This is a genomic window from Paenarthrobacter sp. UW852 (assembly GCF_024608385.1).
Classification (GTDB): Bacteria; Actinomycetota; Actinomycetes; order Actinomycetales; family Micrococcaceae; genus Arthrobacter.
On the sequence record NZ_JAMSGY010000005.1, the window covers coordinates 117,231 to 142,493 of the forward strand.

At 63.0% G+C, this 25,263-nt stretch carries 29 protein-coding genes; 13 read left to right on the plus strand and 16 right to left on the minus strand.

Translation table 11 applies throughout. The features are described from left to right. Positions 1-20: 20 nt before the first annotated feature. The 3 genes from NEK97_RS10575 to NEK97_RS10585 form a co-directional block, all read right to left on the minus strand. Complete coding sequence (locus NEK97_RS10575; protein ID WP_257369889.1) at positions 21-1,040, minus strand: transketolase family protein; 1,020 nt, start codon at positions 1,038-1,040, stop codon at positions 21-23. Then, complete coding sequence (locus tag NEK97_RS10580; RefSeq protein WP_257369890.1) at positions 1,037-1,930, minus strand: transketolase; 894 nt, start codon at positions 1,928-1,930, stop codon at positions 1,037-1,039. The genes NEK97_RS10575 and NEK97_RS10580 overlap by 4 nt, the downstream gene beginning before the upstream one ends. 62 nt (positions 1,931-1,992) lie before the next feature. Then, positions 1,993-3,330 (minus strand): MFS transporter, encoded by a 1,338-nt coding sequence (locus NEK97_RS10585; protein WP_257369892.1) that lies wholly within the window; start codon positions 3,328-3,330, stop codon positions 1,993-1,995. Positions 3,331-3,533: 203 nt separating this feature from the next. Between NEK97_RS10585 and NEK97_RS10590 the strand changes: the two genes are divergently transcribed. The 4 genes from NEK97_RS10590 to NEK97_RS10605 are packed head-to-tail and all read left to right on the plus strand — an operon-like array spanning position 3,534 to position 7,425. Further along, positions 3,534-4,376: a sugar phosphate isomerase/epimerase gene (locus tag NEK97_RS10590; protein ID WP_257369893.1), complete on the plus strand. Its 843-nt coding sequence runs from the start codon at positions 3,534-3,536 to the stop codon at positions 4,374-4,376. 28 nt (positions 4,377-4,404) lie between these two features. Beyond that, entirely contained in the window at positions 4,405-5,178 is a 774-nt protein-coding gene (locus tag NEK97_RS10595) for an SDR family NAD(P)-dependent oxidoreductase (protein WP_257369894.1), read from the plus strand. 36 nt (positions 5,179-5,214) lie between these two features. Further along, positions 5,215-6,957 carry a dihydroxyacetone kinase family protein gene (locus NEK97_RS10600; RefSeq protein ID WP_257369896.1) on the plus strand — a complete coding sequence of 581 codons (1,743 nt, stop codon included), beginning with the start codon at positions 5,215-5,217 and terminating at the stop codon, positions 6,955-6,957. A gap of 9 nt (positions 6,958-6,966) precedes the next feature. After that, positions 6,967-7,425: a ribose-5-phosphate isomerase gene (locus tag NEK97_RS10605; protein ID WP_235518209.1), complete on the plus strand. Its 459-nt coding sequence runs from the start codon at positions 6,967-6,969 to the stop codon at positions 7,423-7,425. Between the two features lie 103 nt (positions 7,426-7,528). Here NEK97_RS10605 and dnaB read toward each other — a convergent pair whose 3' ends face one another. Next, positions 7,529-8,914: a replicative DNA helicase gene (gene dnaB, locus NEK97_RS10610; RefSeq protein WP_235518206.1), complete on the minus strand. Its 1,386-nt coding sequence runs from the start codon at positions 8,912-8,914 to the stop codon at positions 7,529-7,531. A 592-nt stretch (positions 8,915-9,506) separates the two neighbouring features. On the opposite strand from dnaB, the gene NEK97_RS10615 reads away from it, so the two are divergent. Both NEK97_RS10615 and NEK97_RS10620 read left to right on the plus strand, forming a co-directional pair. After that, positions 9,507-9,980 carry a hypothetical protein gene (locus NEK97_RS10615; protein ID WP_257370073.1) on the plus strand — a complete coding sequence of 158 codons (474 nt, stop codon included), beginning with the start codon at positions 9,507-9,509 and terminating at the stop codon, positions 9,978-9,980. Positions 9,981-9,987: 7 nt separating this feature from the next. After that, the gene (locus NEK97_RS10620; RefSeq protein WP_257369897.1) at positions 9,988-10,563 is read left to right on the plus strand and encodes a hypothetical protein; all 576 of its coding nucleotides are present in this window, start codon (positions 9,988-9,990) and stop codon (positions 10,561-10,563) included. Positions 10,564-10,569: 6 nt separating this feature from the next. On the opposite strand, the gene NEK97_RS10625 is transcribed toward NEK97_RS10620, so the two are convergent. From NEK97_RS10625 to NEK97_RS10640, 4 genes are all read right to left on the minus strand, one after another. Further along, positions 10,570-10,935 carry a zf-TFIIB domain-containing protein gene (locus NEK97_RS10625; protein ID WP_257369898.1) on the minus strand — a complete coding sequence of 122 codons (366 nt, stop codon included), beginning with the start codon at positions 10,933-10,935 and terminating at the stop codon, positions 10,570-10,572. 82 nt (positions 10,936-11,017) lie between these two features. Next, a complete protein-coding gene (locus tag NEK97_RS10630; protein ID WP_257370074.1) occupies positions 11,018-11,644 on the minus strand; it encodes an FMN reductase in 627 nt (208 codons plus the stop codon). Positions 11,645-11,735: 91 nt separating this feature from the next. Then, on the minus strand, positions 11,736-12,698 hold the full coding sequence (locus NEK97_RS10635; protein ID WP_257369900.1) for an alpha/beta hydrolase: 963 nt from the start codon (positions 12,696-12,698) through the stop codon (positions 11,736-11,738). Positions 12,699-12,756: 58 nt separating this feature from the next. Beyond that, entirely contained in the window at positions 12,757-13,836 is a 1,080-nt protein-coding gene (locus NEK97_RS10640; RefSeq protein ID WP_257369901.1) for an alpha/beta hydrolase, read from the minus strand. A gap of 141 nt (positions 13,837-13,977) precedes the next feature. Here NEK97_RS10640 and NEK97_RS10645 point away from each other — a divergent pair, with 141 nt between their 5' ends. Together NEK97_RS10645 and NEK97_RS10650 are read left to right on the plus strand one after the other, a co-directional pair. Further along, positions 13,978-15,228: a CaiB/BaiF CoA-transferase family protein gene (locus tag NEK97_RS10645; protein ID WP_257369902.1), complete on the plus strand. Its 1,251-nt coding sequence runs from the start codon at positions 13,978-13,980 to the stop codon at positions 15,226-15,228. After that, positions 15,225-16,166: a hydroxymethylglutaryl-CoA lyase gene (locus NEK97_RS10650; RefSeq protein ID WP_257369903.1), complete on the plus strand. Its 942-nt coding sequence runs from the start codon at positions 15,225-15,227 to the stop codon at positions 16,164-16,166. The genes NEK97_RS10645 and NEK97_RS10650 overlap by 4 nt, the downstream gene beginning before the upstream one ends. On the opposite strand, the gene NEK97_RS10655 is transcribed toward NEK97_RS10650, so the two are convergent. Both NEK97_RS10655 and NEK97_RS10660 read right to left on the minus strand, forming a co-directional pair. After that, complete coding sequence (locus NEK97_RS10655; protein WP_257369904.1) at positions 16,163-16,612, minus strand: SRPBCC family protein; 450 nt, start codon at positions 16,610-16,612, stop codon at positions 16,163-16,165. The two genes, NEK97_RS10650 and NEK97_RS10655, sit on opposite strands and share 4 nt — an antisense overlap. An 83-nt stretch (positions 16,613-16,695) precedes the next feature. After that, positions 16,696-16,989, minus strand: a complete 294-nt coding sequence (locus tag NEK97_RS10660) for a DUF4287 domain-containing protein (RefSeq protein WP_257369905.1) — start codon at positions 16,987-16,989, stop codon at positions 16,696-16,698. A gap of 145 nt (positions 16,990-17,134) precedes the next feature. On the opposite strand from NEK97_RS10660, the gene NEK97_RS10665 reads away from it, so the two are divergent. Further along, a complete protein-coding gene (locus NEK97_RS10665; protein ID WP_257369907.1) occupies positions 17,135-18,040 on the plus strand; it encodes a hypothetical protein in 906 nt (301 codons plus the stop codon). Between the two features lie 7 nt (positions 18,041-18,047). Here the strand turns inward: NEK97_RS10665 and NEK97_RS10670 are convergent, their stop codons facing one another. Further along, entirely contained in the window at positions 18,048-18,785 is a 738-nt protein-coding gene (locus tag NEK97_RS10670) for a GAF and ANTAR domain-containing protein (protein ID WP_235518193.1), read from the minus strand. A gap of 56 nt (positions 18,786-18,841) precedes the next feature. Beyond that, positions 18,842-19,759, minus strand: coding sequence for a diacylglycerol kinase family protein (locus tag NEK97_RS10675; protein WP_257369908.1), 918 nt, complete (start codon positions 19,757-19,759; stop codon positions 18,842-18,844). 171 nt (positions 19,760-19,930) lie between these two features. Between NEK97_RS10675 and NEK97_RS10680 the strand changes: the two genes are divergently transcribed. Genes NEK97_RS10680 through NEK97_RS10690 form a run of 3 tightly spaced genes read left to right on the plus strand, consistent with a single transcriptional unit; the run spans position 19,931 to position 22,392 of the window. Then, complete coding sequence (locus NEK97_RS10680; RefSeq protein ID WP_235518190.1) at positions 19,931-20,140, plus strand: hypothetical protein; 210 nt, start codon at positions 19,931-19,933, stop codon at positions 20,138-20,140. 40 nt (positions 20,141-20,180) lie between these two features. After that, on the plus strand, positions 20,181-20,858 hold the full coding sequence (locus NEK97_RS10685; RefSeq protein ID WP_257369909.1) for an ABC transporter ATP-binding protein: 678 nt from the start codon (positions 20,181-20,183) through the stop codon (positions 20,856-20,858). A gap of 4 nt (positions 20,859-20,862) precedes the next feature. After that, positions 20,863-22,392 (plus strand): DUF6297 family protein, encoded by a 1,530-nt coding sequence (locus NEK97_RS10690; protein WP_257369911.1) that lies wholly within the window; start codon positions 20,863-20,865, stop codon positions 22,390-22,392. A gap of 8 nt (positions 22,393-22,400) precedes the next feature. Here the strand turns inward: NEK97_RS10690 and NEK97_RS10695 are convergent, their stop codons facing one another. Beyond that, complete coding sequence (locus NEK97_RS10695; RefSeq protein ID WP_257369912.1) at positions 22,401-23,252, minus strand: PhzF family phenazine biosynthesis protein; 852 nt, start codon at positions 23,250-23,252, stop codon at positions 22,401-22,403. 58 nt (positions 23,253-23,310) lie between these two features. Here NEK97_RS10695 and NEK97_RS10700 point away from each other — a divergent pair, with 58 nt between their 5' ends. Further along, positions 23,311-23,733, plus strand: coding sequence for a DUF1801 domain-containing protein (locus NEK97_RS10700; protein ID WP_257369914.1), 423 nt, complete (start codon positions 23,311-23,313; stop codon positions 23,731-23,733). Between the two features lie 101 nt (positions 23,734-23,834). On the opposite strand, the gene rplI is transcribed toward NEK97_RS10700, so the two are convergent. The 3 genes from rplI to NEK97_RS10715 form a co-directional block, all read right to left on the minus strand. After that, a complete protein-coding gene (rplI, locus tag NEK97_RS10705; RefSeq protein ID WP_211710215.1) occupies positions 23,835-24,287 on the minus strand; it encodes a 50S ribosomal protein L9 in 453 nt (150 codons plus the stop codon). An 18-nt stretch (positions 24,288-24,305) separates the two neighbouring features. Further along, positions 24,306-24,545: a 30S ribosomal protein S18 gene (rpsR, locus tag NEK97_RS10710; RefSeq protein WP_003800144.1), complete on the minus strand. Its 240-nt coding sequence runs from the start codon at positions 24,543-24,545 to the stop codon at positions 24,306-24,308. A gap of 128 nt (positions 24,546-24,673) precedes the next feature. Continuing rightward, a complete protein-coding gene (locus tag NEK97_RS10715; RefSeq protein WP_211710216.1) occupies positions 24,674-25,258 on the minus strand; it encodes a single-stranded DNA-binding protein in 585 nt (194 codons plus the stop codon). Positions 25,259-25,263: the final 5 nt, after the last annotated feature.

Consider the following 25,263-nt stretch of genomic DNA (forward strand, 5'->3'; position numbering starts at 1 on the left):
GCCCCGCCACTTCACGAAAGTCAGCCGAGTTCCGCCAGCACCTTGGCCACAATCCGGTCCACGGACAGGCCGTACCGTTCGTGCAGCGTAGGCAGCGCGCCGGCGTCGAGGAACTGGTCCGGAAGGCCGATGGGCACCACACGCTTCCCGAGACCGGCGGTGACGACGGCGGATGCAACGGTTTCGAACAGACCGCCAACAACCGTGTGGTTCTCCAGCGTGACGGCAAGACGGTCCGTGTTCAGTTCTGCAAGCACGGTGGCGGCGTCGAAGGGTTTGATGGTGGGAGTGTGCACCACGGCCACATCCACGTTGTGCTTCGCCAACGCATCCGCCGCCTGCAAGGCACGCATGGTCATCAGGCCGGACGATACGAAGACGACGTCGTTGCCGCCGCGCAGGACCTTGGCTTTGCCGAGCTCGAACGTGTAGTCGTACTCGTCCAGCACTGTGGGCACGTTCCCTCGGAGCAGGCGCAGGTACGTCGGCCCTTCAGATGCAGCGAGTTGGGGAACTGCCTGCTCGATGTCCACGGAATCGCAGGGGTCCACGATGGTCAGGTTGGGCATGCCGCGGAAGATCGCCATGTCTTCCGTGGCCTGGTGGCTTGGACCGTAGCCCGTGGTGAGGCCAGGCAGTCCGCCTATGATGTTGACGTTCAGGTTCGGTTCGGCGATGTCCAGGCACAGGAAATCGTAGGCACGTCGGGCGGCGAACACAGAGTAGGTGGATGCGAACGGAATGAGGCCGGTTTCTGCCATGCCGGCTGCTGCTCCGAAGAGCAGTTGTTCGGCCATGCCCATTTGGAAGAACCTCTCCGGGAAGGCCTTCGCGAAGATGTGCATGTCGGTGTATTTGCCCAGGTCTGCGGTCAACCCGACTATCGCAGGGTTGGCCTCGGCCGCTGCAACCAGTGCGTGGCCGAACGGAGCGGACGTGGTCTTCTGCCCCGGGTCGGCAAAGGACGCGATCATGGCCGAGGTCTTGAGCTTCGGCTTCCCCACTGAAACCGCGCCCGCCGCCGTCGTAACTGTGCTCATGCTGAAGCCGTCCCTTCGTATCCTGCGGTCAACTGGTCGCGGCAGATCTGCCATTCGTTTTCTTCGATGCGCATGAAATGCGCCTTTTCGCGGGTTTCCAGGAGCGGGACGCCCCGCCCCACCTTGGTGTCGCAGAGGATCACGGAAGGTCGCCCGACCGCACCGGAAACCGAGGCGATGTTGTCGAACGCCGCCAGCAACGCCCCGACGTCGTTCCCGTCCACGCGCTGGGTGTACCAGCCGAACGATTCCCATTTCTCGGTGACCGGTTCGGTGCGCAGCACCGTGTTGGTTGCACCATCGGCCTGCAGGGCGTTGATGTCCACCATGGCGGTCAGGTTTCCAAGCTGGTGGTGGTGCGCCCCCATAGCGGCTTCCCACGTGGAGCCCTCGTCAAGTTCACCATCGGAAAGGAAGTTGATGACACGGGATGCGGACCCCTGAAGACGCAGCCCCAACGCCATGCCGACAGCGATTGTGAGGCCGTGTCCCAGCGAACCGCCGGAGATTTCCATGCCGGGCGTGTAGGTGGACATGCCGGACATGGGCAGGCGGGAATCGTCGGAACCGTACGTTTCGAGTTCGGCCACCGGAACGATACCGGCTTCGGCCAGCGCCGCGTAATGCCCGATCGCGTAGTGCCCGGTGGAGAGCAGGAACCGGTCGCGGTCAGCCCAATGCGGGTCCTCGGCGCGGTAGTTGAGCTGGTCGGCGTAGACGGCGGCGAGCATGTCTGCCGCTCCGAGCGCCTGGCCAACGTACCCCTGACCTTGGACCTCGCCCATGTTCAGGGCGTGGTGCCGGATTCGGTAGGCGGCGGCACGGAGGCGGTCAACGCGTTCGCGGGTGGGAGCGGACGCGGTGGCCGCTTCGACTGATGAGAGTGTCACGTGGAATTCCTTTCGGAGCCGGGCGTGTACCGCTGGGGTGACGCCCGACGTCGAGGGCTGCTTTAGGCGTTTATGGTCTGGGGAGTTTTGCTGGCGGCTTCTTCGGCGAGCTTCCGCTCACGCTTGCCCCAGGTTTCCCTCGTGGAAAGCGCTGCCCACAGGCCGATGGCTGCGTAGGCGCTGAAGAGCAAGGCCGGCCCCATCCACCCCATGCTGACGAAGAGCAAGGTGGTGATGAACGGGGTGAAGCCGGACACCATGGCGGAGATCTGGTAGGCCAGTGAAGCACCGGAGGACCGGGTCTTGGCCTGGAAGAGTTCCGGGAACCATGCGCCCTGTGCGCCGGCCAGGGAGTTCTGGCACACGGCGTAGGCCACCACGATGGTGGCGATGATCAGGAGGAACAATCCGGTGTTCACCAGCATGAACATGGGGATGCCAAAGACAACCGCGAACGCTGTGGACCAGATGTAGACGGGTCGGCGGCCTACTTTGTCGGTGAGCTTGCCCCAGTAGTAGGTTGCGAAGATGCCTATGCCTGCCGCGATGCAGAGGGCCACCAGCGTTTCGGTCTTGTCTGCCAGCTTGTTGGTGTGGAGATAGGAGATCATGTATGTCACAGACACTGCGTATCCGGCGGTTTCTGCGATGCGCAGGCCGATGCCCCGGACGATGTTGCGCCAATCGGTCCTGATGACCTCGATAATGGGGGACTTCACGATGTCACCCTTGGACTTGACGTCCTCGAACACCGGGGACTCCGGAACCTTGGAACGGATGATCAGGCCGACTGCCACCAGGACGATGCTGGCAAGGAACGGAACACGCCAGGCCCACTCGGAGCCGAGGCCCACACTGCTCAGGAACACCAGGTTGGCGAGCAGGAGGCCAACGGGGAAGCCGGCCTGCACGATGCCCGTGAACTGGCCCTTCTTGCGCCACGGTGCGTGCTCGTAGCTCATCAGGATGGCTCCACCCCACTCAGCGCCGAAAGCCAGACCTTGGATCACACGGACCAGTACCAACAGCGCTGGCGCCAACAGGCCCACCTGCTGGTAGGTGGGCAGCAGGCCGATGGCAAAGGTAGCCAGGCCCATGAGGACCAGGGACGCCACCAGCACAGGTTTGCGGCCCAGCTTGTCGCCGAGATGGCCACCGATAATACCGCCCAGGGGACGGGCAGCGAAGCCGACGCCGAGGGTCGCGAAGGAGGCCAGGGTGCCGGTCACCGGGTCGGCGCCCGGGAAGAATGCCGTACCGAAATACAGTGCAGCCGCGGTGCCGAAACCGATGAAGTCATAGGTTTCGATGACTGCGCCAACGCCGGATCCGACGGCGACGCGCTTTGCTTCCTTGGTTCCATGAACCGGACCACGCATGGTCAGAGCTTCGTTGCTCATAGTGTCTTTCCCTTTCAAGAGTGCGGCGCTTCTTCGGCTACCCCACTGTCGACAGTCAACATAATACGTCAACTGTGACCCACGACACCAGCAATGTCAACAGTCGACTCTAAAGGTTGACTGTTGACAGTCAACGGCCTTAACGTGGTTTACATCACTAAGGCGTCTCACCGATGAGGCCCCGACTTAGAGGATCAACGACGATGTTTCATCAACGACTGGGCTGTTCGTCCATCAGCTTCCGCCACCAGGAGCTGGCCACCGCCCTGCAAACCATGCGCAACGCAGGCTTCGAGGAGATCGACCTCGGCGCCCTCCCTGGCGTGTGCGACCATGTGTCCTACGTGCTGGACTCCGGGGCAGTCGAGGCAGTTACCGCCGTCGTTTTTCAATCAGGCATGAGCGTCCGTTCGGTGAACGGCGATGTCGGGGACCTGAACGCAACGCTCGACGCCGGGGCCCGGGAAGGCCGGGAACGTCACCTCGAGATGTTGCTGGCTTTGGCCTCGAAGACCGGGGCGAAGGCACTGGTCCTCCCTTGTGGGGCAATAGACCACGAGCCCAAGCGCGGCCTGAGTGAAGATATCGAGCTCGTAGCCGCCGAACTGATCCACGCCTCGCAGCGTGCGGCGGAGTTCGGCGTCGAACTCTGGACGGAGTCCCTCCACTACTTCCGGCTCTGCTGGAACACCGAACGCGCGCAACTGCTCGCGGACCGGTTGGCCGGTTCCGACGTCGGAATCGTCATGGACTTCAGCCACATCGTCGCCTCAGGCGGGGACCCTGTAGATTTTGTGTCCCGCTTCGGCGAGCGCATCAAACACGTCCACCTCCGTGACGCCGTGCCGGCAACAGACACCGAGCCCGGCAACATCCACCTCAGCATCGGCAACGGCAACGCCGACTTCGCCGCGGGGCTTTCCGCGCTTCGGGACATCGGCTACACCGGCCATTTCTCGCTGGAACTCGAAACCCGCGACGTCACCCACGACGAGCGGCCGGCTGCCGCAGCAAAAGCCGCCAGCTACATCACAGACCTCATCTAAACCCTTCTCATTCCATCCAAGGAGCACCATGACCACCATCCAGCGCACCGCCGTCCTCACCGGAGCCACCTCCGATCGCGGTATCGGCCTGACCACCGCCCGCCGCTACGCCACCCAGGGCTGGGGCGTAGTCATCCTGGACCTCGACGGCGAGAAGTCCGCCAAGGTTGCCGCCGAGATCGCCAACGAATTCAACGTTCCGGCGTTCGGCTACGAAATCGACGTCGCCAACGAGGCATCCGTCACCGCAGCCCAGGCGGCCGTCGCCGCAGAGGTTGCCGCCGGAAACCTCCCTCCCGTCGGGGCCCTGGCCAACATCGCAGGCATCACCTCACCGGTTCCCTTCCTGGAAACCACGCTTGAGCTGTGGCACAAGGTCATGGACGTCAACGCCACAGGCACCTACCTGGTCACCAAGGCCTTCCTGCCGGACATGATCGCCAACGGCTGGGGCCGCATCGTCAACATGTCCTCGGTCTCAGCGCAGCGTGGCGGGGGCGTGTTCGGCAAGGTTCCCTACTCTGCAGCAAAGGCCGCCATCCTCGGCTTCACCAAGGCACTCGCCCGCGAAATCGGTGAGACCGGCGTGACCGTCAACGCCATCACCCCCGGCGCCGTGGACACCAACATCCGGGTTGGCAGCACTGAAGAGCAGGAAGCCGCCATCAATGCAGGCATCCCCCTGGGACGGAATGCCACCACCGAGGAAGTCGCCGCGGTCATCACTTTCCTGTCCTCCGAGGACTCTGCGTACCTCACCGGCACCACCATCGACATCAACGGCGGCAGCCACATCCACTAAATCCCCGGCCGCCGGAAACCAGAACCAGGACCCACCATGACCAGAATCTTCAACGATCCCGCCGACTTCGCTGACGAAGCCCTCGCCGGTTTCTGTGACGCCCACTCGGACCTCGTCCGCCAGGTGGAGGGTGGCGCAGTCCGCCGCGGCCGCCCTTCCACGCCCAAAGTGGCTGTCGTCACCGGCGGCGGCTCAGGACACTACCCGGCATTCGCAGGCATCATCGGGCCGGGATTCGCTGACGGTGCCGTGGTGGGCAACATCTTCACCTCACCCTCCACCCAGCAGGCCTACTCCGTGGCCAAGGCGGCAAACTCCGGCGCCGGCTTGGTGTTCACCTACGGCAACTACGCCGGGGACGTCATGAACTTCGGCATGGCCAGCGAACGGCTCAACGCCGAGGGCATAGCGACGGAAAACGTGCTGGTCACCGACGATATTGCCAGCGCTTCCCCCGCCGAGGTCGAAAAACGACGCGGTATCGCCGGTGACTTCGTGGTCTTCAAAGTCATGGGCGCCGCTGCCGAAGCCGGCTTGGACCTTGCTTCCGTTGTCCAGGTGGGACGGAAGGCCAACGATGCCACGCGGACCATCGGCACGGCATTCAGCGGTTGCACCTTCCCGGGGTCCGAGCAGCCGTTGTTCCGCCTTCCCAAGGGGAAGATGGGCCTGGGCCTTGGGATCCACGGCGAGCCGGGACTGTTCGATACCGAGCTGCCGTCCGCCGTCGAACTTGGCCGGGAACTGGTGCGTCGTGTGCTGGCGGAGACTCCGGCATCCGGTTCGACGCGACTGGCCGTGATCCTCAACGGCCTTGGCTCCACCAAACACGAAGAACTCTTCGTCCTGTGGCGGACCGTTGCTCCCCTGCTGCGCGAGGCCGGTTACACCCTGGTAATGCCGGAGGTAGGCGAGTTGGTGACGTCCCTGGACATGGCCGGTGCCTCGCTGACGCTCACCTGGTTGGATGACGAGCTCGAGCGGTACTGGACGGCTCCGGCACTGACGCCGGCCTACCGCCGCGGTGCGGTTGGTTTCGAGGCCTCTTCCGCTGTATACACCGAAGCCGATCCCGACCACGTCGCGGAGGCTGACTACTCCTCCACGGCCGAATCCCGCGCCTACGCCGCCCAGTGCCTCCAGGCCCTGGACACGGCGGCGGCACTGCTTCGCGATTCGGAATCGATGCTAGGTGACATGGATGCGATTGCCGGCGACGGCGACCATGGTCGCGGCATGGTGCGCGGGTCGGCTGCAGCGTTGGACGCTGCACGCGGGGCCTTCGAACTCGGCGCCGGAGCCGGATCACTGCTCGCTGCCGCCGGCGACGCGTGGGCCGATAAGGCAGGCGGCACGTCAGGCGTCCTGTGGGGTGCCGGATTGCGGGCCTTGGGCCAGCGGCTCGGAGACGCAGAAACCCCGACGCCGGCGGCCCTCGCCGAATCTGTCCGCGCCTTTGCCGAGCGGCTCTCCAGCCTGGGCAAGGCTGAAATCGGCGACAAGACCATGATGGACGCCCTGCTGCCCTTCGCTGCCTCGCTTGAGGACCGCGTTGGATCAGGCACCGCAGTGGAAGAGGCCTGGTCCGCTGCTGCCGCCGATGCCACCGCAGCAGCCGAGGCAACCGCCGAACTGCGTCCTTTGAAGGGGCGCGCCCGGCCGCTTGCCGAGAAGAGCATCGGCACACCCGACCCCGGGGCGACCTCGCTCGCCATGGTGTTTGCCGCCGTCGGGCCCCATTTCACCGCAGTTCCCGTACCCGCTGCAGCAAATAACTAGGAGAATTCCATGCGCATCATTGTGGGCGCCGACGAAGCCGGCGTTGACTACAAAGACCGAATCCTGGCCGACCTCCAGACCGACTCCCGGATCACCGAAGTGATCGATATCGGTGTCAACAGGGCAGACGAGGACTTCACCAGGCCCTACCCGTATGTGGGCATTGCGGCAGGCGAGATGATCCGCGATGGCAAAGCAGAGCGGGCCATCCTCTTCTGCGGGACGGGTATCGGCGTGGCCATTGCCGCCAACAAGGTTCCTGGGATCCGCGCCACGGCGGCCCACGATTCGTTCTCGGTGGAACGCTCCATCCTCTCCAACGACTGCCAGGTGCTCACCATGGGCCAGCGAGTGGTGGGCGTGGAGCTGGCACGACGCTTGGCCAAGGAGTGGATCGGCTACGCATTCGATCCGTCATCCGGGTCTGCCGCCAAAGTGAAGGTCTTGAGCGACTTCGAAGGCTGCTAGGCACCCGATTCGAAGGCCAGGGCCCTGCGCTAAGCGTGAGGCCCTGGCCTTTGGCGGACTCCAGCCCAGGCAGTTGCCGGTCCTCGATTGAAGTACAACCGTCCTAGAACCCGCCGCCACCACCGGCGTCGCCCGCCATGTTGGCAAAGCGCGAGTAGTGGCCCTGGAATGCGACAACGATGTCCTTGGTAGGACCGTTACGGTGCTTGGCGATGAGGATGTCCGCTTCACCGGCCCTGGGTGATTCTTTGTCGTAGACGTCTTCACGGTGCAACAGGATGACCATGTCGGCGTCCTGCTCGATGGAGCCCGATTCACGGAGGTCGGACACCATGGGGCGCTTGTCCTGACGCTGCTCCGAACCACGGTTCAGCTGCGAGAGCGCAATAACGGGAACCTGCAGCTCCTTGGCCAGCAGCTTGAGCGCACGCGAGAACTCGGAGACTTCCTGCTGGCGGGACTCCACCTTCTTACCCGAGCTCATGAGCTGAAGGTAGTCAAGGATCACGAGCTTGAGGTCGTGCTGCTGCTTGAGGCGGCGGCATTTGGCCCGGATCTCCATGAGCGACATGTTGGGGCTGTCATCAATGAACAGCGGAGCATCGTTCATGCGGCCCATGGTGGTGGCGATCTTGGACCACTGCTCGTCCTTGATGGTTCCCTTGCGGAGATCCTGCAGGCCGATGGTGGCTTCTGCCGACAGCAGGCGCATGGCGATTTCGTTCCGGCCCATTTCGAGCGAGAACATTACTGTGGCCAGGTTGTTCTTGATGGCGGCCGAGCGGGCAAAGTCAAGGGCGAAGGTGGATTTACCAACGGCAGGGCGTGCCGCGATAACGATCATCTGGCCCGGGTGCAGGCCGTGGGTCAGTTCGTCCAGTTCGTAGAATCCCGTAGGAACACCGGTCATGCCTTCGCCGCGATGGCCGGAGGCCTCGATCTCGTCGACGGTGGACTCCATGACGTCCTTCAACGCCACGTAGTCCTCAGCGGTGCGCTTTTCGGCAACCGCGTAGACCTCGGCCTGGGCCTGGTTGACGAGGTCCTCCACTTCGCCGTCCTGGCCATAGCCCATCTGGACGATCTTGGTGCCGGCGTTGACCAAGCGGCGGAGCACTGCGCGTTCTGCCACGATCTCGGCGTAGTAGCCGGCATTGGCAGCCGTGGGGACTGTCTGGATGAGCTCGTGAAGGTAAGCGGGACCGCCGATCCTGTTGATCTCACCGCGCTTGGTCAGCTCATCGGAGACCGTGACGGCATCGGCAGGTTCGCCACGCCCGTAGAGGTCGATGATGGATTCGTAAATGGTCTCGTGCGCCGGACGGTAGAAGTCGTGCCCGCGGACGATTTCGACGACGTCGGCGATCGCGTCCTTGGACAGCATCATGCCGCCCAGCACGGACTGTTCAGCCGGGATGTCCTGCGGGGGTTTCCGGCTCGAGTCTGAAGCGCGTGTGCCCTCGATTGAGTCCAAGTGCGTAACTGACAAGGCCGTCCTCCATTTGTGTACCGCTGCAGGTGTGCAATCCCGGCGGTCCGTAAAGCGCTGTATGCGGGTAGGGATCCCGCCGGTTGCTCCTGACCCTGTCAGGCACGTCCGACAAAATAGCGTTCCGTATCCACAAGTTATCCACAGCTAGCTCCGCAGAGGCGCTTCAATCGTTCATGATTTCGGGGCCCGGGGATCCCGGCAGTGAATAACGTGCCCAAAATGGACACTTCAGACACGTTACAGCAGGTGCCGGAACACCCCTGTGGATAACCTGTGGAATAGCGCCGCCACGTTGTGCACAGACTGTGGGTTACTCTGTGGATAGAGAAATTCTTTCTGCGGAAACCAGCCTCTGACCTGCGGAAACATCGGAATCCGGCTGTGGACTAAAGAAAGATTTGGCACAAAATCATCCACAGCCAATCGGCCGCTTCGAGCCCATCAAGCACCAATGCGTCGCTAAACATGCCGAAAATGTGATGCATCTTACAGTCGCGCATCGAATTTGACAGAGCTCTCTCGGAAGCCTATGCCCGAAACGGAATGTGCTGTGGATAACCAACTTCTGGCATAAGCTCTAGGCATGGGGATGAACTTTGGTGACGTGCTGACGATTGTCCTTCCACTCCTGATCCTGGTGGGCCTGCTCTGGGCCTTGACTGCGGCCTTCAAACCCCGCGATACCGGGCTCTCGGACGCTGAGAGGTATCAGCGCGAACTGGCCGCCCGCTCGGCTGCGCACCAAGCTTCCCAGGTGCAGGCTGCACTGGCTCTGCGGGCCCGCATCGAGGCGACAACAAAGCCGAGTCAGAACGAGGCCCAGCAGAGCCAGCAAACGGAACAGAACCGGTCAGCTCTCCAGGCCCAAGCTGCCCGATCCCACGCGGCCGGCCAGACGGGACACCAGCCCGCGGTACTTCCCAATGGACAACTGAACCCGCAGCTTGCTTTCGAGCTGCAGAATTTGGTCCGCAGCGGGAAGAAGATCGAGGCCATCAAAGTCTTGCGCCAAGCTACCCACTCAGACCTGCTCACCGCCAAGAACTACGTAGATCGGCTCTGACAACGCCATGGATTCCATCCTCATCCCGCTTCTGATCCTCATAGCGGTCATTGCGGGCGTACTCCTGCTTATTCGCTCGTTCACCAAGCGCTCCGCCGAGTCCAGGGCGGACGCAGCAACGTCGAAGCCGCCCAGGGACCCGGTGGAATTGGCGAGGGAATCCGCCGCCAAGCTCAACCAGGAGCAGCACCGGCAGCTCTACTCGCTCATCGCGCGGGGACAAGGCATGGCAGCCATCAAGCTCTACCTCCAGGCGACCGGCGAGGGCCTGCGCGCGTCGCGTGACGCGGTGGGCGCCCTGGCCGCGCACCCCCAGCCGTTCACGCCGGAGGCTCCCGCCAAGGACCTGCTGGCGGACGACGATGACGAGCCGGAGCGTTTCCCCTACCGGTACCGCGCCATCGTCAGCAAAGGCGAGGTGACCCGGGAAGTGAGCAGCAACATGCTCAACGACGAGATTTACGGACGGATCCGGACGCTCGCAAAAAGCGGTGATGTTGAGGGCGCTGCCGTCGCTTTGACGCGCCACTCAGACATCACCATCAAACAGGCCCGCGAGTTCATCGAACTGTTGGACGACTAGCAAACCCTAGAAGTCGAACAGGTCCCCCAGGAAACCTTCTTTTTTCTTGCGCTTGCGCCCATAGCCATCGCGATCGTAGCCATCACGCCGGTTTCCATCACGGCGGTCATAGTCTCCACGGCCGTCACGCCTGTCCCGGTCGTCGTACCGTGGCTGCTGCGGACGGGACTCGAAAGGGTTGTAGAGGGGCGGCGGGGCAATCGGAGGTTGGGACGGAGCAGCTGCCGGTCGCGTGGCGGGTCCGGAGTCGGCCGCCACGCGATCGATGATCTTGTCCAGTTCCCCGCGGTCCAGCCACACTCCCCTGCATTGGGGGCAGTAGTCGATCTCGACGCCGCTTCGTTCGCTCATCACCAGGTCAATGGAATCCACAGGACATTTCATGTTTGCCCCAACGTTCGGCGGAACGGAATAGTTCGGATCCACCAAGGCCAGGTCGGCCCGCTTGTTCGGGTTACCTGCCCGCTGAGATCCCGGCCAGGAGCTGTTCAAAAGGCAGCGACTCCAAAACCGGAGCCTTACGCCCGGGCTGTGGACCGCTGAGCAACTGCACCAGCTCGCCCGCTGCCCTGTCCACCCGCGCCGAGAGGGGCGAGCCGCCGTCGTCGGTGTTTCCCCAGTCCTGCGGCCCCGCGAAGACGCCGGTGGCCGCAATCCTGGTACGCAGGTAGCTGAACAAGGGGCGCATGGCGTAATCGAGGACCATCTGGTGGCGGTCAGTGCCGCCGGTGGCGCCGAGCAGCACGGCCTTGCCGTCCAAGGACTTGGGGTCAAGAACGTCGATGAACGACTTGAACAGTCCGCTGTAGGAGGCGCTGAAGACGGGGGTGACGGCAATGATGGCGTCGGAATTCTCGACGCCGGCAATCACCTCAGCGAGGCGTGGCGCAGCATAGCCGGTGACAAAGTTATTGGCGATGTCCACGGCGAGGTCGCGCAGTTCAACCACGTCGATCTTCGCGTCGTACCCTGCCGCCCGCAGCTGACGCTCGGCGGAGGCGGCCAGTTGATCGGCCAGCAGACGGCTCGACGACGGGACACCGAGTCCGGCGGAAAGGACGGTGATGCGGCGGGTTTCCATGGCATTCTCCTGTTGCTTGTTCATCCAGTTTACATGCGTTTGCATCTACATCAATGAACGGGGGCACGTCCGGAAGTATTCCCGGGAAGCCTCAGCGCCCCTCACGTTGGGTCAAAAATGCCACCGTGGCCTGGGAAATCTGCTGCTGGGCAACATCGCGACCCATAGAAGGTTCGCCGTCACCAGGTTGGGGTCCGTAGTTCCCGAAGAACGCATGGTTACCGCCCTGGACCTCCACGAACGTGGCATCCACGGGCAACAGCTCCCGGGAAGCATCGATCTTTTCCGGCGTACTGAGGCCGTCTTCCGATCCGGAGACGGACAGGACCTCCAGTCCTACCCGGTCACGCATGGAATCCAGCGGGTAGGAGGCGTACAACAGCAGGCCGTTAACATCCTGGTTCGCCAACGCGAAAGAGCTCGCACTGACTCCTCCCAGCGAATGACCCCCTACCGTCCATGTGGAGATTTCCGGATGGTCCGACATGGCGCCCCTGGCCTGGTTGCCGTCAAGCAGGCTGAGATTCAGGGGCGTCTTCAGGATGACCACCAGGAATCCGGCATCCACTGCAGGCTTGAGGATATCCGCATAGGCCCGGGCCTCCACCTTCGCGCCCGGATAGAAGACCAGGCCCTCCGTAGCTTGCTCTCCGTCCGGCAACATGGTGATCGCCGTCGGGGAGTCAACCACGGAAATTTCCGCTGTGGGACCCGCGTTGGCCGCGCCCGCCTGATAGGCGAAGGGATTGAGCCAGGCCAGGATTGCCACCAGCACCAGGATGGCGGCCCTCCCCAACCATGCCCCGACAGCACGAAGAGTGGAGCGGCGCAGGCGCACATTGCGCCCTCGCCAGAGCAGGGCGGCCCAAAGAAGTCCGACGACGGCAGCAGTCACCAATACCGCTGGCAGCAGCGGGTGGCCACGCAGGACAGCCGGGTTCCCGATCAGCATTACTGCGGGCACCAATATCAGGGCTGCCGCGCAAAGCCAGGAGGCCCAGAAGAGGGCCGTGCGGCGAGTGGTGACTTCTGACTGAGCCGAACGTAGAACCATACCTCAAGGATAGTTCCATGATGGAGATAATTTTGAACATGGCGGCCAGCCGCCGAACCTACTGCTTCCTGGCGGCGTTCGTGGACAGGAAATCGAGCAGCTTGTCGCGGGCCTCCCGGGCCTCGGCAAAGTTCAGATGGAACTGGTACTCATGGGGAAGTTCTGGCTGATGGTCAGCAGGCCAGAACAGCTCCGTCACCGGAACGCCGGCATCTTTCAAACGATTGCTGTACGGAACCGACTGAAGCCACGTCAGGCCGTCTCCGTTTCCGCCACTGATGAACGTCGGTGGAAAGTCGCTCTGGACAAAGTCGATTGTGGACATGGTGGCACCTGCATAGGTTGCGGACCAGTCCTTGGTGCCGGTGTAGGCCCAGAGGGAGGTCTTGAAGCCCCAGGCAACAATGCCGTTCAAATCTGCCATCGCCCGGAGATCGTAGACACCACAGTGCAGGATGGTGGCAGCCAGGTCCGACTTCTGCAGGGCCGGCTCAATTCCCAAGAGGTTCGCGTACTCGGGATTCACAGTGAGCGTTGTCAGTTGGCTGGCCAACTGTGCGCCGGCAGAGTCCCCCGCCAGAACGATGCGAACCGGGTCCACGTTCAGCTCCGCTGCGTGCGCCTTGATGTAGGCGAGCGCATCGTTGATGTCACGAACGGCTGTGGGATACGTCGCCTCAGGCGCGATCGGGTAACTCAAGCCGATGGTGGTGTAGCCCTCTGCTGCCAGAATCCGAAGATAGGGCTCAACGTCCCTCTGCGCGCCGGAGATCCAGGCACCTCCGTGGATCCACACGATGGTCGGAAGCGCTGCGGCAGTCCCGGCAGGACTAAAGGCATCAAAGGTGGATCCGGGTTTGTAGGCGATACCTGTTTGGGCCTGCAGCGGAGTATCGGGAACGTACGGGGTCATCTCGTCGATGGTGGACTGCGCACCGCGTTCAAAGACGCTTCGAATCAACATCGCCGACGGCCAGGGCGTTGCCGATAGCACCAAAAGCACAACCAGCAGCACGAGGATCGCCAGGTCCAGTTTCCTCAGGCGCAACGAGCGCTTTCGGGGTGCGCGCGGACCGGCACCCGTTCCTGTTGCTACACGCTCCCCCGCGCTGGCCTGGATCGATTCCAACGGTCCCATCACACACTCCCCCGGTCGGTGCACCTGTGGACCATGCTAAGGGCAAAGACTGCCCCTCAGGGGACACCCGCCGCAGTCATGTTTCCGGTCTGGCCGGGATGAAACCTTGCGGTACGGGCCCAAGATCATAGTCTGGGAGGCATGACACAGGAAGCAATCGCCCCGCTGGACGGCGTCCGGGTCCTTGAGCTCGGAAATTACATAGCCGCCCCCACCGCCGGCAGGCTGCTGGCCGATTTCGGCGCGGAAGTCATCAAGGTGGAGCGCCCGGGGACCGGCGATGAGCTCCGCAACTGGCGCCTCCACAAGGGCACCACGTCCATGCTGTACCGCACGTTGAACCGCAACAAGAAGTCCGTGGTCCTGGACCTGCGCACTGAGGCGGGAAAGCGAGCCGTGCTGGAGCTCGTTGCCCACTCCGACATACTGCTGGAAAACTTTCGGCCCGGCACCTTGGAAAGGTGGGGTCTGGGGCCTGAGGTCCTCAACGAGGCCAACCCGGACCTCATCGTCACCCGCATCTCTGCCTTCGGACAGACGGGGCCACTGTCAGGACGGCCCGGTTTTGCCGCCGTCGCCGAAGCATACGGCGGGTTCCGCAACCTGGTGGGCGACCCGGACCGGGCACCAGTTAGGGTGGGCGTCTCCATTGGCGACTCGATCGCCGGCCTCTATGCCGCCTTCGGCTCCGTGATGAGCCTGTACCAGCGTGAAGCACGACGCCGGGACGCGGCTGGTGCGGTTCCGCTCGCCGAACGCATCATCGACGTCGCGCTCAATGAGGCAATGTTCTCCATGATGGAGTCACTGATCCCGGACTACCAGGCCTACGGCGTGGACCGGCAACGCGTCGGTGGCCGCATGGAAGGTATTGCCCCCTCGAATGCCTACGTGTGCGGGGACGGGGCGAGCATCGTGGTGGCGGGAAATGGCGACTCGATTTTCCAGCGGTACATGCACACCATCGGGCGGCCCGACCTTGCCGAGGATCCCGGGCTGCAGTCCAATGCCGGGCGCTGGGCCAAGCGTGAAGAGCTGGACCAGGCGATCGGCGAGTGGGCCTCCACTCTGGACGCTCCGGATGCCCTTGCCGCCCTTGAAGCGGCCGGGGTCCCTGCCGGACCAATTTATACAGCGGCCGATATCAGTGCGGACGGCCAGTACGCAGCACGCAACATGATCCAGAAATTCGACGTCTCCACAGGCGAGGAAATCCTCCCCGATGTAGGTTTTCCCGGCATTGTTCCCGTGATTGGTGAGCAGTCCTTGCCCATCCGGAACCTGGGCCCGGACCTCGGCGAGCATACCCAGGAGGTACTGGGTGGCCTCCTGAACATGGACGCGGCCCAGATCAAAGCGGCTTCAGGAAGCGACGAGGTAATGCAGCCATGAACTCCCTCTCCAGCCCGTTCGGCAACGCGATCCTGCGGGATGTGACGCTGCGCGACGGACTCCAACTCACCGGTAAAATCCTGCCGACGGAACGGAAGATCGAGACGGTCCGGGAGCTCCTGCGCCTGGGCGTACCAGCGATCGAGCTGGGTTCAATGGCGCGGGCCGACCTGGTGCCCACCATGGCCAACACCCTTGAAGTTGTCCAAGCACTGACCACTGACGAACTGGAAAAGTGCTGGATCTGGGTGGCGACGCCTGGCCATGTAGCAAAGGCATCGGCTGCGGGAGCACGCAATTTCCAGTACTGCCTGTCGGCCTCGGATTCCCACAACAAGGCAAACATTGGCCGGACCACCGACCAGAGCCTGGCTGCCTTGCCGGAAGCCGTCGACATCGCCACATCGGTCGGCGGAGCGATTCAACTGTGCATCGCAACGTCTTTCACGTGCCCGTTCGAAGGATATGTTCCGGAAGAGCGCGTCCTGTCGATCGCCAACGACCCCCGGGCGGCGGGCACCACGGACATCGTCATTTGCGACACCCTGGGCCAAGCAGTTCCGGCCCAGGTGGCCCAACTGGTCGCCCGGGTCCGGGACCAATCCCCTGCCCGCCGGATCGTCTACCACGGCCACGACACCTGGGGGCTGGGCGTGGCCAACACGCTCGCAGCGATCCAAGCCGGTGCCGCGATGGTGGACGGCGCACTCGGCGGTTTGGGAGGCTGCCCGTTTGCACCAGGCGCCAGCGGCAACACCTCCAGCGAGGACATCCTGTTTGCCACCCGGCCCGGCTGGTTGAACCCGGAGGTCTTCGGCGAACTGGTGCTCCTGTCCGGTAAGTTGCTGGAGGAGCTGGGAGAACCCAACCGCTCCAAGGCAGCACAAGGTGCCCGATCCAAAGCCGCAGCGTTCGAATGGGTAATGCCCGGACTTTAGCCTTTGCGTCCAGCTCCGCCCACGGCCATCAATCCCAGGCGCTTGAGTGTTTCACGGTTCCGAACGCCGATCACGGGATCCCGTAACGCCTTGGGCATGAACTTTCCGGGGCCACGGACGGCGTCTTCGGAGATGGAGACCCTGCATTGGCCGCTTCCGATGGGCTCCAAAGTAATGAGCACCTCCGCCTCGCCCATGGGCCACCCCCTTGCCAGGAGCTTGAGTTCTTTGGCGGGCTCCATGGCGGTGACGCTGGTGTTGTCGTCGATGAGGAACGGCCAGGAGCCGACCGAGTGGTGGAGCCGGGCACCTACCTGCGGCCATTGATCGTCCACGGCGCGGATCCGCGATGCGCCTACCACCCAGCCGGAGTAGAGCCACCCGTCGGCCATCACATCCCAAATGCGGTCAGCCGATGAGTCAAGTACTTCGGTCACTGTTGACATCTGTAGCCCCTCCACGCATTGCCCCGCATCATCGGTACGACAAGCTAAGCATGCTTAGTGTTCGCCTGCCAGCGATTGCCCATTTACGGTGAGGGCTTGCTGGCCTTTCCATCGAGCCAGAGCAGGTCCGAGTCGTCACGGTGCGGGCCATCCGAGCCCACGTGCTTGCTGTCGATTTTCGGGCCGTTCTTGATGACATGAACTATCGCCATCCCGTGTCCACGCCCCAGACCATAATCAGCCTTCAACCATTCAAGGATGGTTCCCGCCTTAACGGACGGGTCGTTGAAGCCCTTGCTTTCCGCGATCTCCACCAATTGCCTCGGCGTCAGCCCTGTCTTGTCCTCGACGGCGTCGAGGTATGCCTGGAAGGACATGAATAGTGCCTTTCGTCAGTCGCGGCTGCCCTCGTGGCGAGGTCCGCGGGGAAGAAAATTCCAAGTACGCGCGACTCTACTGGATGCCGCCGACAACGAGACAGAAGAGGGTGTCCGCGAGCATGCAACCGCCTACACTGGCAGCATGCGCGGAGAGCTGACCATGCGGGCTTCGGCTTTAGTCATGGTCTTCTTCAGCACCGTGGCCCTCCTGGCCGGATGCACCGGACCTGGCACCGGCGCACCTGCCGTTGAAACACCCTCCGCCACCCCGCAGAAAGCCATCACTGTTGAGGTCAACCAGTCCCGGGACCAGTACGGCAAACAGGCGATCCAAATCCAGCTGACCAACACCACGGATGCGTCGCTCACCGTGAGCAGCGCCCGGCTGAAATCACCCCTGTTCGAGCAGGATATCGTGTGGAGGCCGTCGGAGGGCGGACTGGTCCTGCCGCCCAAGCAACCCAAGAGTGTTCCCACGGCCCTGCCCGCGCCGGCCTGCGACACACCAAAAGACACCAGCACGGATCTCACCGCGAAAATCGACTATGCCGAAGCAGGCAAGGACCCCGTTCCGCAAACCTCCGACGCATCCGACCCCTTCGGCGTCCTCCCCCGGAACGCAGGCGAGCTGTGCCTCGCAGCCCAAGCAGCCGACGTCGCCAGCATGGTCCTGGACCCGGAACTGGAGGTTGCAGCTGACGGCGGCACCGCCGTCGTACGCCTTCTGATAACGCCAGCAGCCGACGGCGGCTCCCATCGGACGCTGACCATCCAGGGCATCGACGGCACACCCCTGCTGGCCGAAGCCGACAACCAGCCGTGGCCGCGGGACGTCAAAATCAGGCAAGGCACTGCGCTCATGGAACTCGCATTGGGAATCCGTCCGGCACGCTGCGATCCACACGCCGTGGCGGAGGACAAAGTAGGGACATTGCTGCCACTCAGGGTCAAAGTGGGTGACCGCGAAGGCCTGCTGAAAATCGCGGCGTCAGTTGACCTGCGGGGCCGCATCTACGACTTCGTTACTGCTGCGTGCGGTGACGGATAACGCGGATTCAGTCGTCGAAGTGGGCCACGACATCCGGCTGCCCGGAAATACGGTCCACCATCGACTGCGCAACGGAATGGAGTTTTTGGTTGCGATCGCTCGAAGCCCGCCGCAGTACCTCGAATGCCTCACCCTGGGTGCATCGGTTTTGGGCCATGATCATTCCGCAGGCGAGATCTATGACTGTCCTGGTGTCCATGGCGGCTTTTAGATCGTCCCCGCGCTGATCAGCGGCCGCAATCCTGATGGCCAGCCGCATTGCTTTACTCGACATCTCCACGAAAAGCACAGCATCGGCAATTCTCTCCTCCGTGAAGACCCCCGGGGTAGGAGAGAAGAAATTCAACACCGCGGCCGAATCCGGGCCCAAGGTCATGGGGACGCCCAGAGCACTTTTGATCCCTGCCGCGTCCAGCGCGCTCCGATACTCCGGCCAGCGCGGATCGGAATCAACATCTCCGAGAAGGACCGGCACACCACTGTCCAGGGCGTCGACGCACGGCCCCGAACCCAAGGACTGTTCAATCCGGTCCAACATCAGGGCACGTTCGCTGCTGCCTCCAATCGTGGCAGTCCGTTTACGGCGCCTCAGTGTCACCGCACACTCAATGTGCGTGGCGCACACCCTGGTCATCATGCCTGCGGCGAAGCCGGTCAGTCCGTCCAGGAACGCCTTGACGTCCTCGGTCCCGGCAATGAGGTCGACCAACCGCTCGAATTCTCCCGCCCAGTCTCCTTCACCCATGACCTCAATCTAGAGAACCCCGCCGCTTGCCACAACAGTCCGGCAGGAATGCTTGGCTAGCCGATGATCGGGAGCGCTAATGGCGCGCTTTCCACCCTGACAGTAACGTTCGCTTCCACCCTCTTGACTTCACCGTCCATTTGGTACGGCAACGGCTTGAGGGTGGTGAACTCGTAGCTGCTGACGCTCGGTTGATCCCCCAAACCCTGGGTGGTGGCACGCAGCGCTGTCAGCAGGACGCGCCACTTGGGCATGTGCGGAAAAACGATGACCTCGAATTTACCGTCCTTGGGCAGGTTGTCCGCTTCGCTCAGCGTGGCGTACTTGGCCATCTCCGGAATGTTGGCGAAAACCAGGCTATCGAATTTATGCCGCTTACCATCCTCCAGGCGGATGGCGAAAGGCTCGAATTTGGAGAAAGTCTGTATTACCGTGACCATTTCCTTGAGCGCGCCCTTGCTGCCTTTTTCCAGTTCGGTGGCCACAACCGGGGTCAGGCCAAATCCGATATAGGAGTGCGCATATTCCAGGGGTTCATGGTCTTTTTGGCCCGTGTGGATCCGGAGAAGGTCGATCGAGTGGACCCGACCCTCGGCAATGGCCTCTTCCAAGGGTTTTGAGGCGGTAATCCGGCTATGGTCGTTGGCATTGCCTGCAGCCCTCACGGCACAAACGGCCCGCGGGTTGCCGGCCTGCATGACACCGTTCACCACCTCGTTGTATCCGCCGTCCCCACTGACGGAAACCACAAGGACGTCCCCTCCCTTCGCCGCTGCTTCGCGCGCCAAATCAACTGCGTGGCCTGCATGCTCCGTGGGCTGGAGGATGATCTCGGGCTGGTATGTGAGGAGACTCTTTAACTTGTCGTGCAGCTGCTGCGCCAACTCAGGCGCGTCCCCCGTGCTGTTGGGATTGAAAATAATGACGATCGACTCAAAGGTCCGGGCAGAATCCACGATGTGCTCCTGATTCATTGCGAGGGCCTTACTGGCGGCTGTTTTCCTCGAAGCTCCCATAGTATTCGCAAACATGATGGGGTTCCGGATGGAGCGTGAACGTGAAAGCATGAAACGTGCCGTAGAAGCCGGGGTACACGACAATCAGCCTGACGCAGTCCGGTGCTGTGTCAGCGGTGGGGGGCTCGAATGCAAGACTCACGGGAAACAGCGAGATCGCTTGTCCTGGATCATGAAATCGCCCTTGAGGATTTATGGGCCTGGTACTGGGCCAATGGTGGAAATGCCAAACAGTGGGACTTTGACGCCTACCTGTTCGGAATCGAAGAGCGCGATCCGTTCGACTTGAAGATTCTTGCCTGGGCCATGGAAGACCTCGAGGCCCGACCAGTGCTGTGACCTGGCAACCGGGACCAAACACCCCCGGTAGGGTTACACCATGGGGACGGTTCTTGAGGTTGAAAGCCTGAGTGTGGGCTATGCCGGCGATCCTGTATGTGGCGAGGTATCGGCCTCTGTGGCGGCCGGAGAAGTACTGGGAATCGTAGGCGTCAACGGCGCAGGGAAGTCGACCGTGGCACGGACCATCGCCGGCCGGCAGTCTCCGCTTGCAGGGGACGTCAAGGTCAATGGCCTCCTGATTGATCCGGACGCCGTTCCGTTCCGCCGCCAGGTCGCGGCCGTCTTCGATGACGACCTCTTCTTTCCCTCCCTCACAGTCCGGGAGCACCTGCTCCTGATCGCCCGCGGGCATTCGCTGGAGAACCCCGAGACCAGGGTTGCCGAGGAATTGGAGTTCTTCGGCCTCCTGGGAAGGGCCCACGCGATACCCGACGCCTTGTCATCGGGCCAGCGACGGCGACTGCTCCTGGCTGCCGGTTTGATCCGCCCGTCGTCCCTCCTGATCCTGGACGAGCCCGAACAGCGGCTCGATCCCCAGATGCGCGTCGCCGTGGGTGCGCGCATCGCGGAACACGCCGATCAGGGTGGAGCTGTGGTCCTTGTCACCCATGATCCGCAACTGCTGCTCGCCATTGCTTCCACCTGCCTGGTTATTGGTGATGAGGTCCGGGAACTCGATCCTGAGCACGGCGCTTCGGTCATTTCCGGATCCTGACGCGATGAGTACTGACGTCTCCCGGCAGGGCCGAATACTCTCGGCCGAGATCGTGCGGTTCACCCGCCGGTCCGCCCGACGCTACCGGCGCAGTCGATCCTCGTGGGGTGACCGCTTCGTTGACGCCTACAGCTGGGGCCTGGGCATAGGTGTTTCCCTGACTATTGCGGCCTCCTTTGTCCTGGCGCTGCGCAACGAAATTGCCGGCAGGGCCTCGACCTCGGGCAGCATCGTCCGAGAACATTGGCTCATCCTGCCGGAACCAGTCCTGTGGACATGCCTGACCTTCGTTGTCCTCCTCGCTGTGGGCAACCTCGCCGGGAAGCTTGGCCCATTGGCAGTCAACGGACCAGAGAGCTCCTGGTGGCTACCCCTCCCCCTGGACCGCCGCCCCATGGTCCTGCCTCCATTCCTCCGCAAGACTGCCCTTGCCGCCGCCGGTTCCGTGATCGCCTACGTACCCTTCAGCATGGTGACAGCCGCGGACCGGAACCCCCTGGAGCACCTTTGCTCTGCGCTGACTTTCGGAGCAGCAGCCGTTATCGCCGTGGTCATGGCCGCCGTTAAGCAGCTCGGTTTGCTGGGTCGCTGGACCGGCTGGATAGTGGCAGCGGTGCTACTTGCGGCCTGCTCGGCCGCCACGTTGATATCGGCCTCACCATGGCCGGCAGCGTTAGCCGCCGTCGTCGCCGTCGGACTCGTCGTCGTGGTGGGGCCGCGCGCCGGCAGGGTGCCCGGTGAGGAGCTGGTGCGGGGCGGTGCCGTCGCCGGCCACGCCGGCGCATCGTTGTTCATGATGGATTCCAATGAGGTACTCCGTGCCCTCGGCGCCGGGCGGAAGAAGGTCGACGGCGGCCGTGCGGCCAGGTTCTATACCCGCCCGCCGCGTGGCCCGCTCGGGGCATTGATCCGAGCCGATGTTGTCGCCTTCCTCAGGCTGAACCCGCCACTGGTCCCGCCGGTCATGTGGTTTGCAGGCAGCGTTGCGTTGCTCCTGGCGGAAGGCGGGCTGCCCGGGTTCGTTCAACTGGCAGTGCTGGTCATCGCCGGCTGCGCCACGGCTTCGGGCATGGGGACGGTGGCGCGCAAGACGGCCATGCTTCCCGAAATCGACGCGCTGTTGCCTCTCCACCCGGCGCTGGTACGAATCAGTCGGATGCTCATGCCGTGCTTGGCCATGGCCGCCTGGATGGGCCTCCTGAGCGTCGTCCTGGTCTTCCTGGGCGCCTCCACTCCAGCATTGATTGCAGTGGGTGCCATGGCAGGAATCGGCATGGGCGCCGGCAGTATCCGGGCGGCGATCCGCACACAGCCGGACTGGTCCGCACCACCGGTGGAGACCCCCTTTGGTCCCGTCCCCCGCGCCCAGCTGGGATCCCTGCTCCGGGGACTGGACGTGACCATCCTGGCCATGATTCCGCTTATGGTGGCTTTGTACCTTGGATACGTACCGTCACTCGTGGCTGGTGCGCAGCTGGTGTTCAGTGCGGGCATAGTCCTGGTGGTTGCGCTATCCCGCCCTAAGCACTCGTAAACGACGCATTACAAGAGCACGGTCCCTTGGATGCAAGTAGCTGAGGCCCCGCCAACCCAAATTTCGCCGTCTTCAGCCTTGACGTGGACGCGTCCAGCGCGGCCCAACGCCGTGCCCTGAGCCGCTGTGTACTCGTCCGGTGCGCGCCCGCTGCCTATCAACCATTGGGCTGCGCCCGCATTAAAACTGCCCGTCACCGGGTCTTCGGTCATCGCGTCGTGGGCAATGAAAGTCCGGACTTCAAAATCGACGTCGGAACCCGCCTCGTGCGGGCCGATCACGCCCACCTTCAAATCACCCATTGCTGCGAGGTCGGGCTCGATGCCCAACACCTGCCCGGCCGATTCCAGGAGCACGCCGATCCACGCCGGACCGTTGACCAGCCACGACGTATCCAGCAGCGCTTCCTCAGGAAGCCGCAAACCGGCTGCGAGCTGCGCGCGTACCTCGTCCGAAACCGGCCCGGAGCGCGTCAGCGGCGGCGCAGCAAAAGCCAACCGTCCGGCGTCGTGCTTCACCCGGACCAACCCTGCCCCGCACTCCTGCACCACCACGCCATCCGTCTTGGGCACTCCCCCGGCTTGGAGCCATGTATGCGCGGATCCCAGGGTGGGGTGCCCGGCAAAGGGGAACTCCTCGCTGGCTGTGAAGATCCGAACCTTGTAGTCGGCAGCGGGGTCGCTGGGCGGCAGGAGGAACGTGGTCTCGGAAAGGTTGGTCCAGTTGGCGAAGTGCTGCATGGTCTCGCCGCTGAGCCCTTCCGCATCCACGACGACGGCGAGGGGGTTGCCGAGGTAAGGACGGTCGGAGAAAACATCTACCTGGTGGAATGGTCTGTTACGGGGGGCGCCGGAAGTCACTGATGCAGGCTACCACCGGGTGGTGGCCGGTCCACGCATGGTCTGGGAGACTACGGGCATGGCAGAGAACAAGACACAGCCCACGGACGTCTCCGTGGAAAACTTCCTGGCAGCGGTGGAACATCCCCAACGGCGGAAAGACGGCTTGGAATTGCTGGACATGATGCGCCAGGCCACCGGCCAGGAAGCGATGATGTGGGGGCCAACGATCGTAGGATTTGGCAGCTACCACTACAGATACAGCAGTGGCCGCGAGGGCGACGCCGCCGCCGTCGGCTTTTCTCCCCGCAAGGCGAACCTGGTGGTGTACGGACTCACCGGCAGCCCCGAGGCGGAGGATCTGTTGCCGAAACTTGGGAAATACAAAACAAGCACTGCCTGTGTCTACATCAACAAGCTGGACGACGTGGACCGGAGCGTCTTGTCAGAACTGGTCCACGCCGGCTACCAGCACGTCATGACCGAACTGCACGCCCCCTGACATCCCGCGCCCCTGCCCCGCCACCCCCGCCGAGATATAGGGGCACAGAAAAGCCCCCACCACCGGAAACCGGAAGTGGGGGCCTTCTTTGTAGTCAGGGACTACTTGCTGGCTACGACCTCGAGGTCGATGACAGCGGAAACGTCCTCGTGCAGGCGAACGTTGGCCTGGTACGAACCGACAGACTTGATGTGGTTCGGCAGTTCAACGTTGCGCTTGTCGATGGAGCCGAGGCCAGCGGCCTCAACAGCAGCAGCGACATCAGCAGGCTTGACGGTGCCGAAGAGACGACCGGACTCGCCGGCCTTCACCTCGAGCTTGACCTTCTTGGAGGACAGTGCCTGAGCCTGGGCCTGTGCAGCTTCAACGGAAGCGTGCGCACGAGCAGCGCGTGCAGCCTTGATGGACTCAACCTGCTTCTCGCCACCCTTGGACCAGGTCAGAGCGAAGCCGCGGGGCAGCAGGAAGTTACGTGCGTAACCGTCCTTGACCTCGACAACGTCGCCAGCAGCACCGAGACCGGTTACTTCGTGGGTCAGAATGAGCTTTGCCATGTTAGTTAATCCCTTCCCTTAGCCGCGGCCAGCGCCGGAGTAAGGCAGCAGAGCAACTTCGCGGGCGTTCTTGATTGCCTGGGCGATCTTGCGCTGTTCCTGAACGGTAACGCCAGTGACGCGACGAGCGCGGATCTTTCCGCGGTCGGAGATGAACTTGCGCAGCAGTGCTACGTCCTTGTAGTCGATGACAGTGATGTCAGCGGCCTTCAAGGGGTTGGACTTTGGTTTGGGCTTACGGAGTTCAGCCTTAGCCATCGTGGAGCTCCTTTTCTATGGAGCCCGTGGATATTGATCCACGGGATGGTGGTGTTCGACGGCGGTGATCGCCAAGGTGCCTTTCGGCAGTCCCGGTGAGCGACCGGCGTCGGACGTTTATGTGTTGTTTAGAAGGGAGGTTCGGAATCCGGGCCGTTGCCCCAACCGCCGCCTGCATTGCTGACCCCGGGCGTGGCCCAAGGATCATCCTGCTGTGCGGGCTGGTTGTTGCCGCCCCAGTTTCCACCGGAGTTGCCGCCGCCCTGGTTTCCACCAGGAGCGCCACCTCCAAAGCCACCGGAATTACCGGCGTTACCGCCACCGAAGCCGCCCTGGCCACCGCCGGAGCGCTGGGTACGGTTGACTTTGGCGTTGGCGTAACGCAGGCTGGGGCCGATTTCGTCGACCTCAAGCTCGATAACGGTGCGCTTCTCGCCTTCTTTGGTTTCGTAGGAACGGCTCTTCAAACGGCCGGAAACGATGACGCGCATACCCTTTGTCAGGGATTCGGCCACGTTCTCGGCTGCTTCGCGCCATACCGATGCTCGGAGGAACAGGGTTTCCCCGTCCTTCCATTCATTGGACTGGCGGTCAAAGGTCCGGGGAGTAGAAGCGATGGTGAAGTTCGCTACTGCTGAGCCAGACGGGGTGAACCGCAGCTCGGGGTCATTGGTGAGATTACCGATGACCGTAATAGTGGTTTCGCCTGCCATCTACT

Excerpts from the sequence above, each read along its gene's own strand:
- NEK97_RS10635 (WP_257369900.1), bottom strand. The coding sequence starts at position 12,698 with ATGGTTCTACGTTCGGCTCAGTCAGAAGTCACCACTCGCCGCACGGCC.
- NEK97_RS10630 (WP_257370074.1), bottom strand. The coding sequence starts at position 11,644 with ATGGAAACCCGCCGCATCACCGTCCTTTCCGCCGGACTCGGTGTCCCG.
- NEK97_RS10605 (WP_235518209.1), top strand. The coding sequence starts at position 6,967 with ATGCGCATCATTGTGGGCGCCGACGAAGCCGGCGTTGACTACAAAGAC.
- NEK97_RS10685 (WP_257369909.1), top strand. The coding sequence starts at position 20,181 with ATGGGGACGGTTCTTGAGGTTGAAAGCCTGAGTGTGGGCTATGCCGGC.
- NEK97_RS10715 (WP_211710216.1), bottom strand. The coding sequence starts at position 25,258 with ATGGCAGGCGAAACCACTATTACGGTCATCGGTAATCTCACCAATGAC.
- NEK97_RS10655 (WP_257369904.1), bottom strand. The coding sequence starts at position 16,612 with ATGTCAACAGTGACCGAAGTACTTGACTCATCGGCTGACCGCATTTGG.
- NEK97_RS10600 (WP_257369896.1), top strand. The coding sequence starts at position 5,215 with ATGACCAGAATCTTCAACGATCCCGCCGACTTCGCTGACGAAGCCCTC.
- NEK97_RS10640 (WP_257369901.1), bottom strand. The coding sequence starts at position 13,836 with ATGGGACCGTTGGAATCGATCCAGGCCAGCGCGGGGGAGCGTGTAGCA.
- NEK97_RS10675 (WP_257369908.1), bottom strand. The coding sequence starts at position 19,759 with ATGAATCAGGAGCACATCGTGGATTCTGCCCGGACCTTTGAGTCGATC.
- rpsR (WP_003800144.1), bottom strand. The coding sequence starts at position 24,545 with ATGGCTAAGGCTGAACTCCGTAAGCCCAAACCAAAGTCCAACCCCTTG.
- NEK97_RS10650 (WP_257369903.1), top strand. The coding sequence starts at position 15,225 with ATGAACTCCCTCTCCAGCCCGTTCGGCAACGCGATCCTGCGGGATGTG.
- NEK97_RS10590 (WP_257369893.1), top strand. The coding sequence starts at position 3,534 with ATGTTTCATCAACGACTGGGCTGTTCGTCCATCAGCTTCCGCCACCAG.
- NEK97_RS10700 (WP_257369914.1), top strand. The coding sequence starts at position 23,311 with ATGGCAGAGAACAAGACACAGCCCACGGACGTCTCCGTGGAAAACTTC.
- rplI (WP_211710215.1), bottom strand. The coding sequence starts at position 24,287 with ATGGCAAAGCTCATTCTGACCCACGAAGTAACCGGTCTCGGTGCTGCT.
- NEK97_RS10665 (WP_257369907.1), top strand. The coding sequence starts at position 17,135 with ATGCGCGGAGAGCTGACCATGCGGGCTTCGGCTTTAGTCATGGTCTTC.
- NEK97_RS10595 (WP_257369894.1), top strand. The coding sequence starts at position 4,405 with ATGACCACCATCCAGCGCACCGCCGTCCTCACCGGAGCCACCTCCGAT.
- NEK97_RS10585 (WP_257369892.1), bottom strand. The coding sequence starts at position 3,330 with ATGAGCAACGAAGCTCTGACCATGCGTGGTCCGGTTCATGGAACCAAG.
- NEK97_RS10670 (WP_235518193.1), bottom strand. The coding sequence starts at position 18,785 with ATGGGTGAAGGAGACTGGGCGGGAGAATTCGAGCGGTTGGTCGACCTC.
- NEK97_RS10615 (WP_257370073.1), top strand. The coding sequence starts at position 9,507 with ATGAACTTTGGTGACGTGCTGACGATTGTCCTTCCACTCCTGATCCTG.
- NEK97_RS10660 (WP_257369905.1), bottom strand. The coding sequence starts at position 16,989 with ATGTCCTTCCAGGCATACCTCGACGCCGTCGAGGACAAGACAGGGCTG.
- NEK97_RS10575 (WP_257369889.1), bottom strand. The coding sequence starts at position 1,040 with ATGAGCACAGTTACGACGGCGGCGGGCGCGGTTTCAGTGGGGAAGCCG.
- NEK97_RS10690 (WP_257369911.1), top strand. The coding sequence starts at position 20,863 with ATGAGTACTGACGTCTCCCGGCAGGGCCGAATACTCTCGGCCGAGATC.
- NEK97_RS10680 (WP_235518190.1), top strand. The coding sequence starts at position 19,931 with ATGCAAGACTCACGGGAAACAGCGAGATCGCTTGTCCTGGATCATGAA.
- NEK97_RS10620 (WP_257369897.1), top strand. The coding sequence starts at position 9,988 with ATGGATTCCATCCTCATCCCGCTTCTGATCCTCATAGCGGTCATTGCG.
- NEK97_RS10645 (WP_257369902.1), top strand. The coding sequence starts at position 13,978 with ATGACACAGGAAGCAATCGCCCCGCTGGACGGCGTCCGGGTCCTTGAG.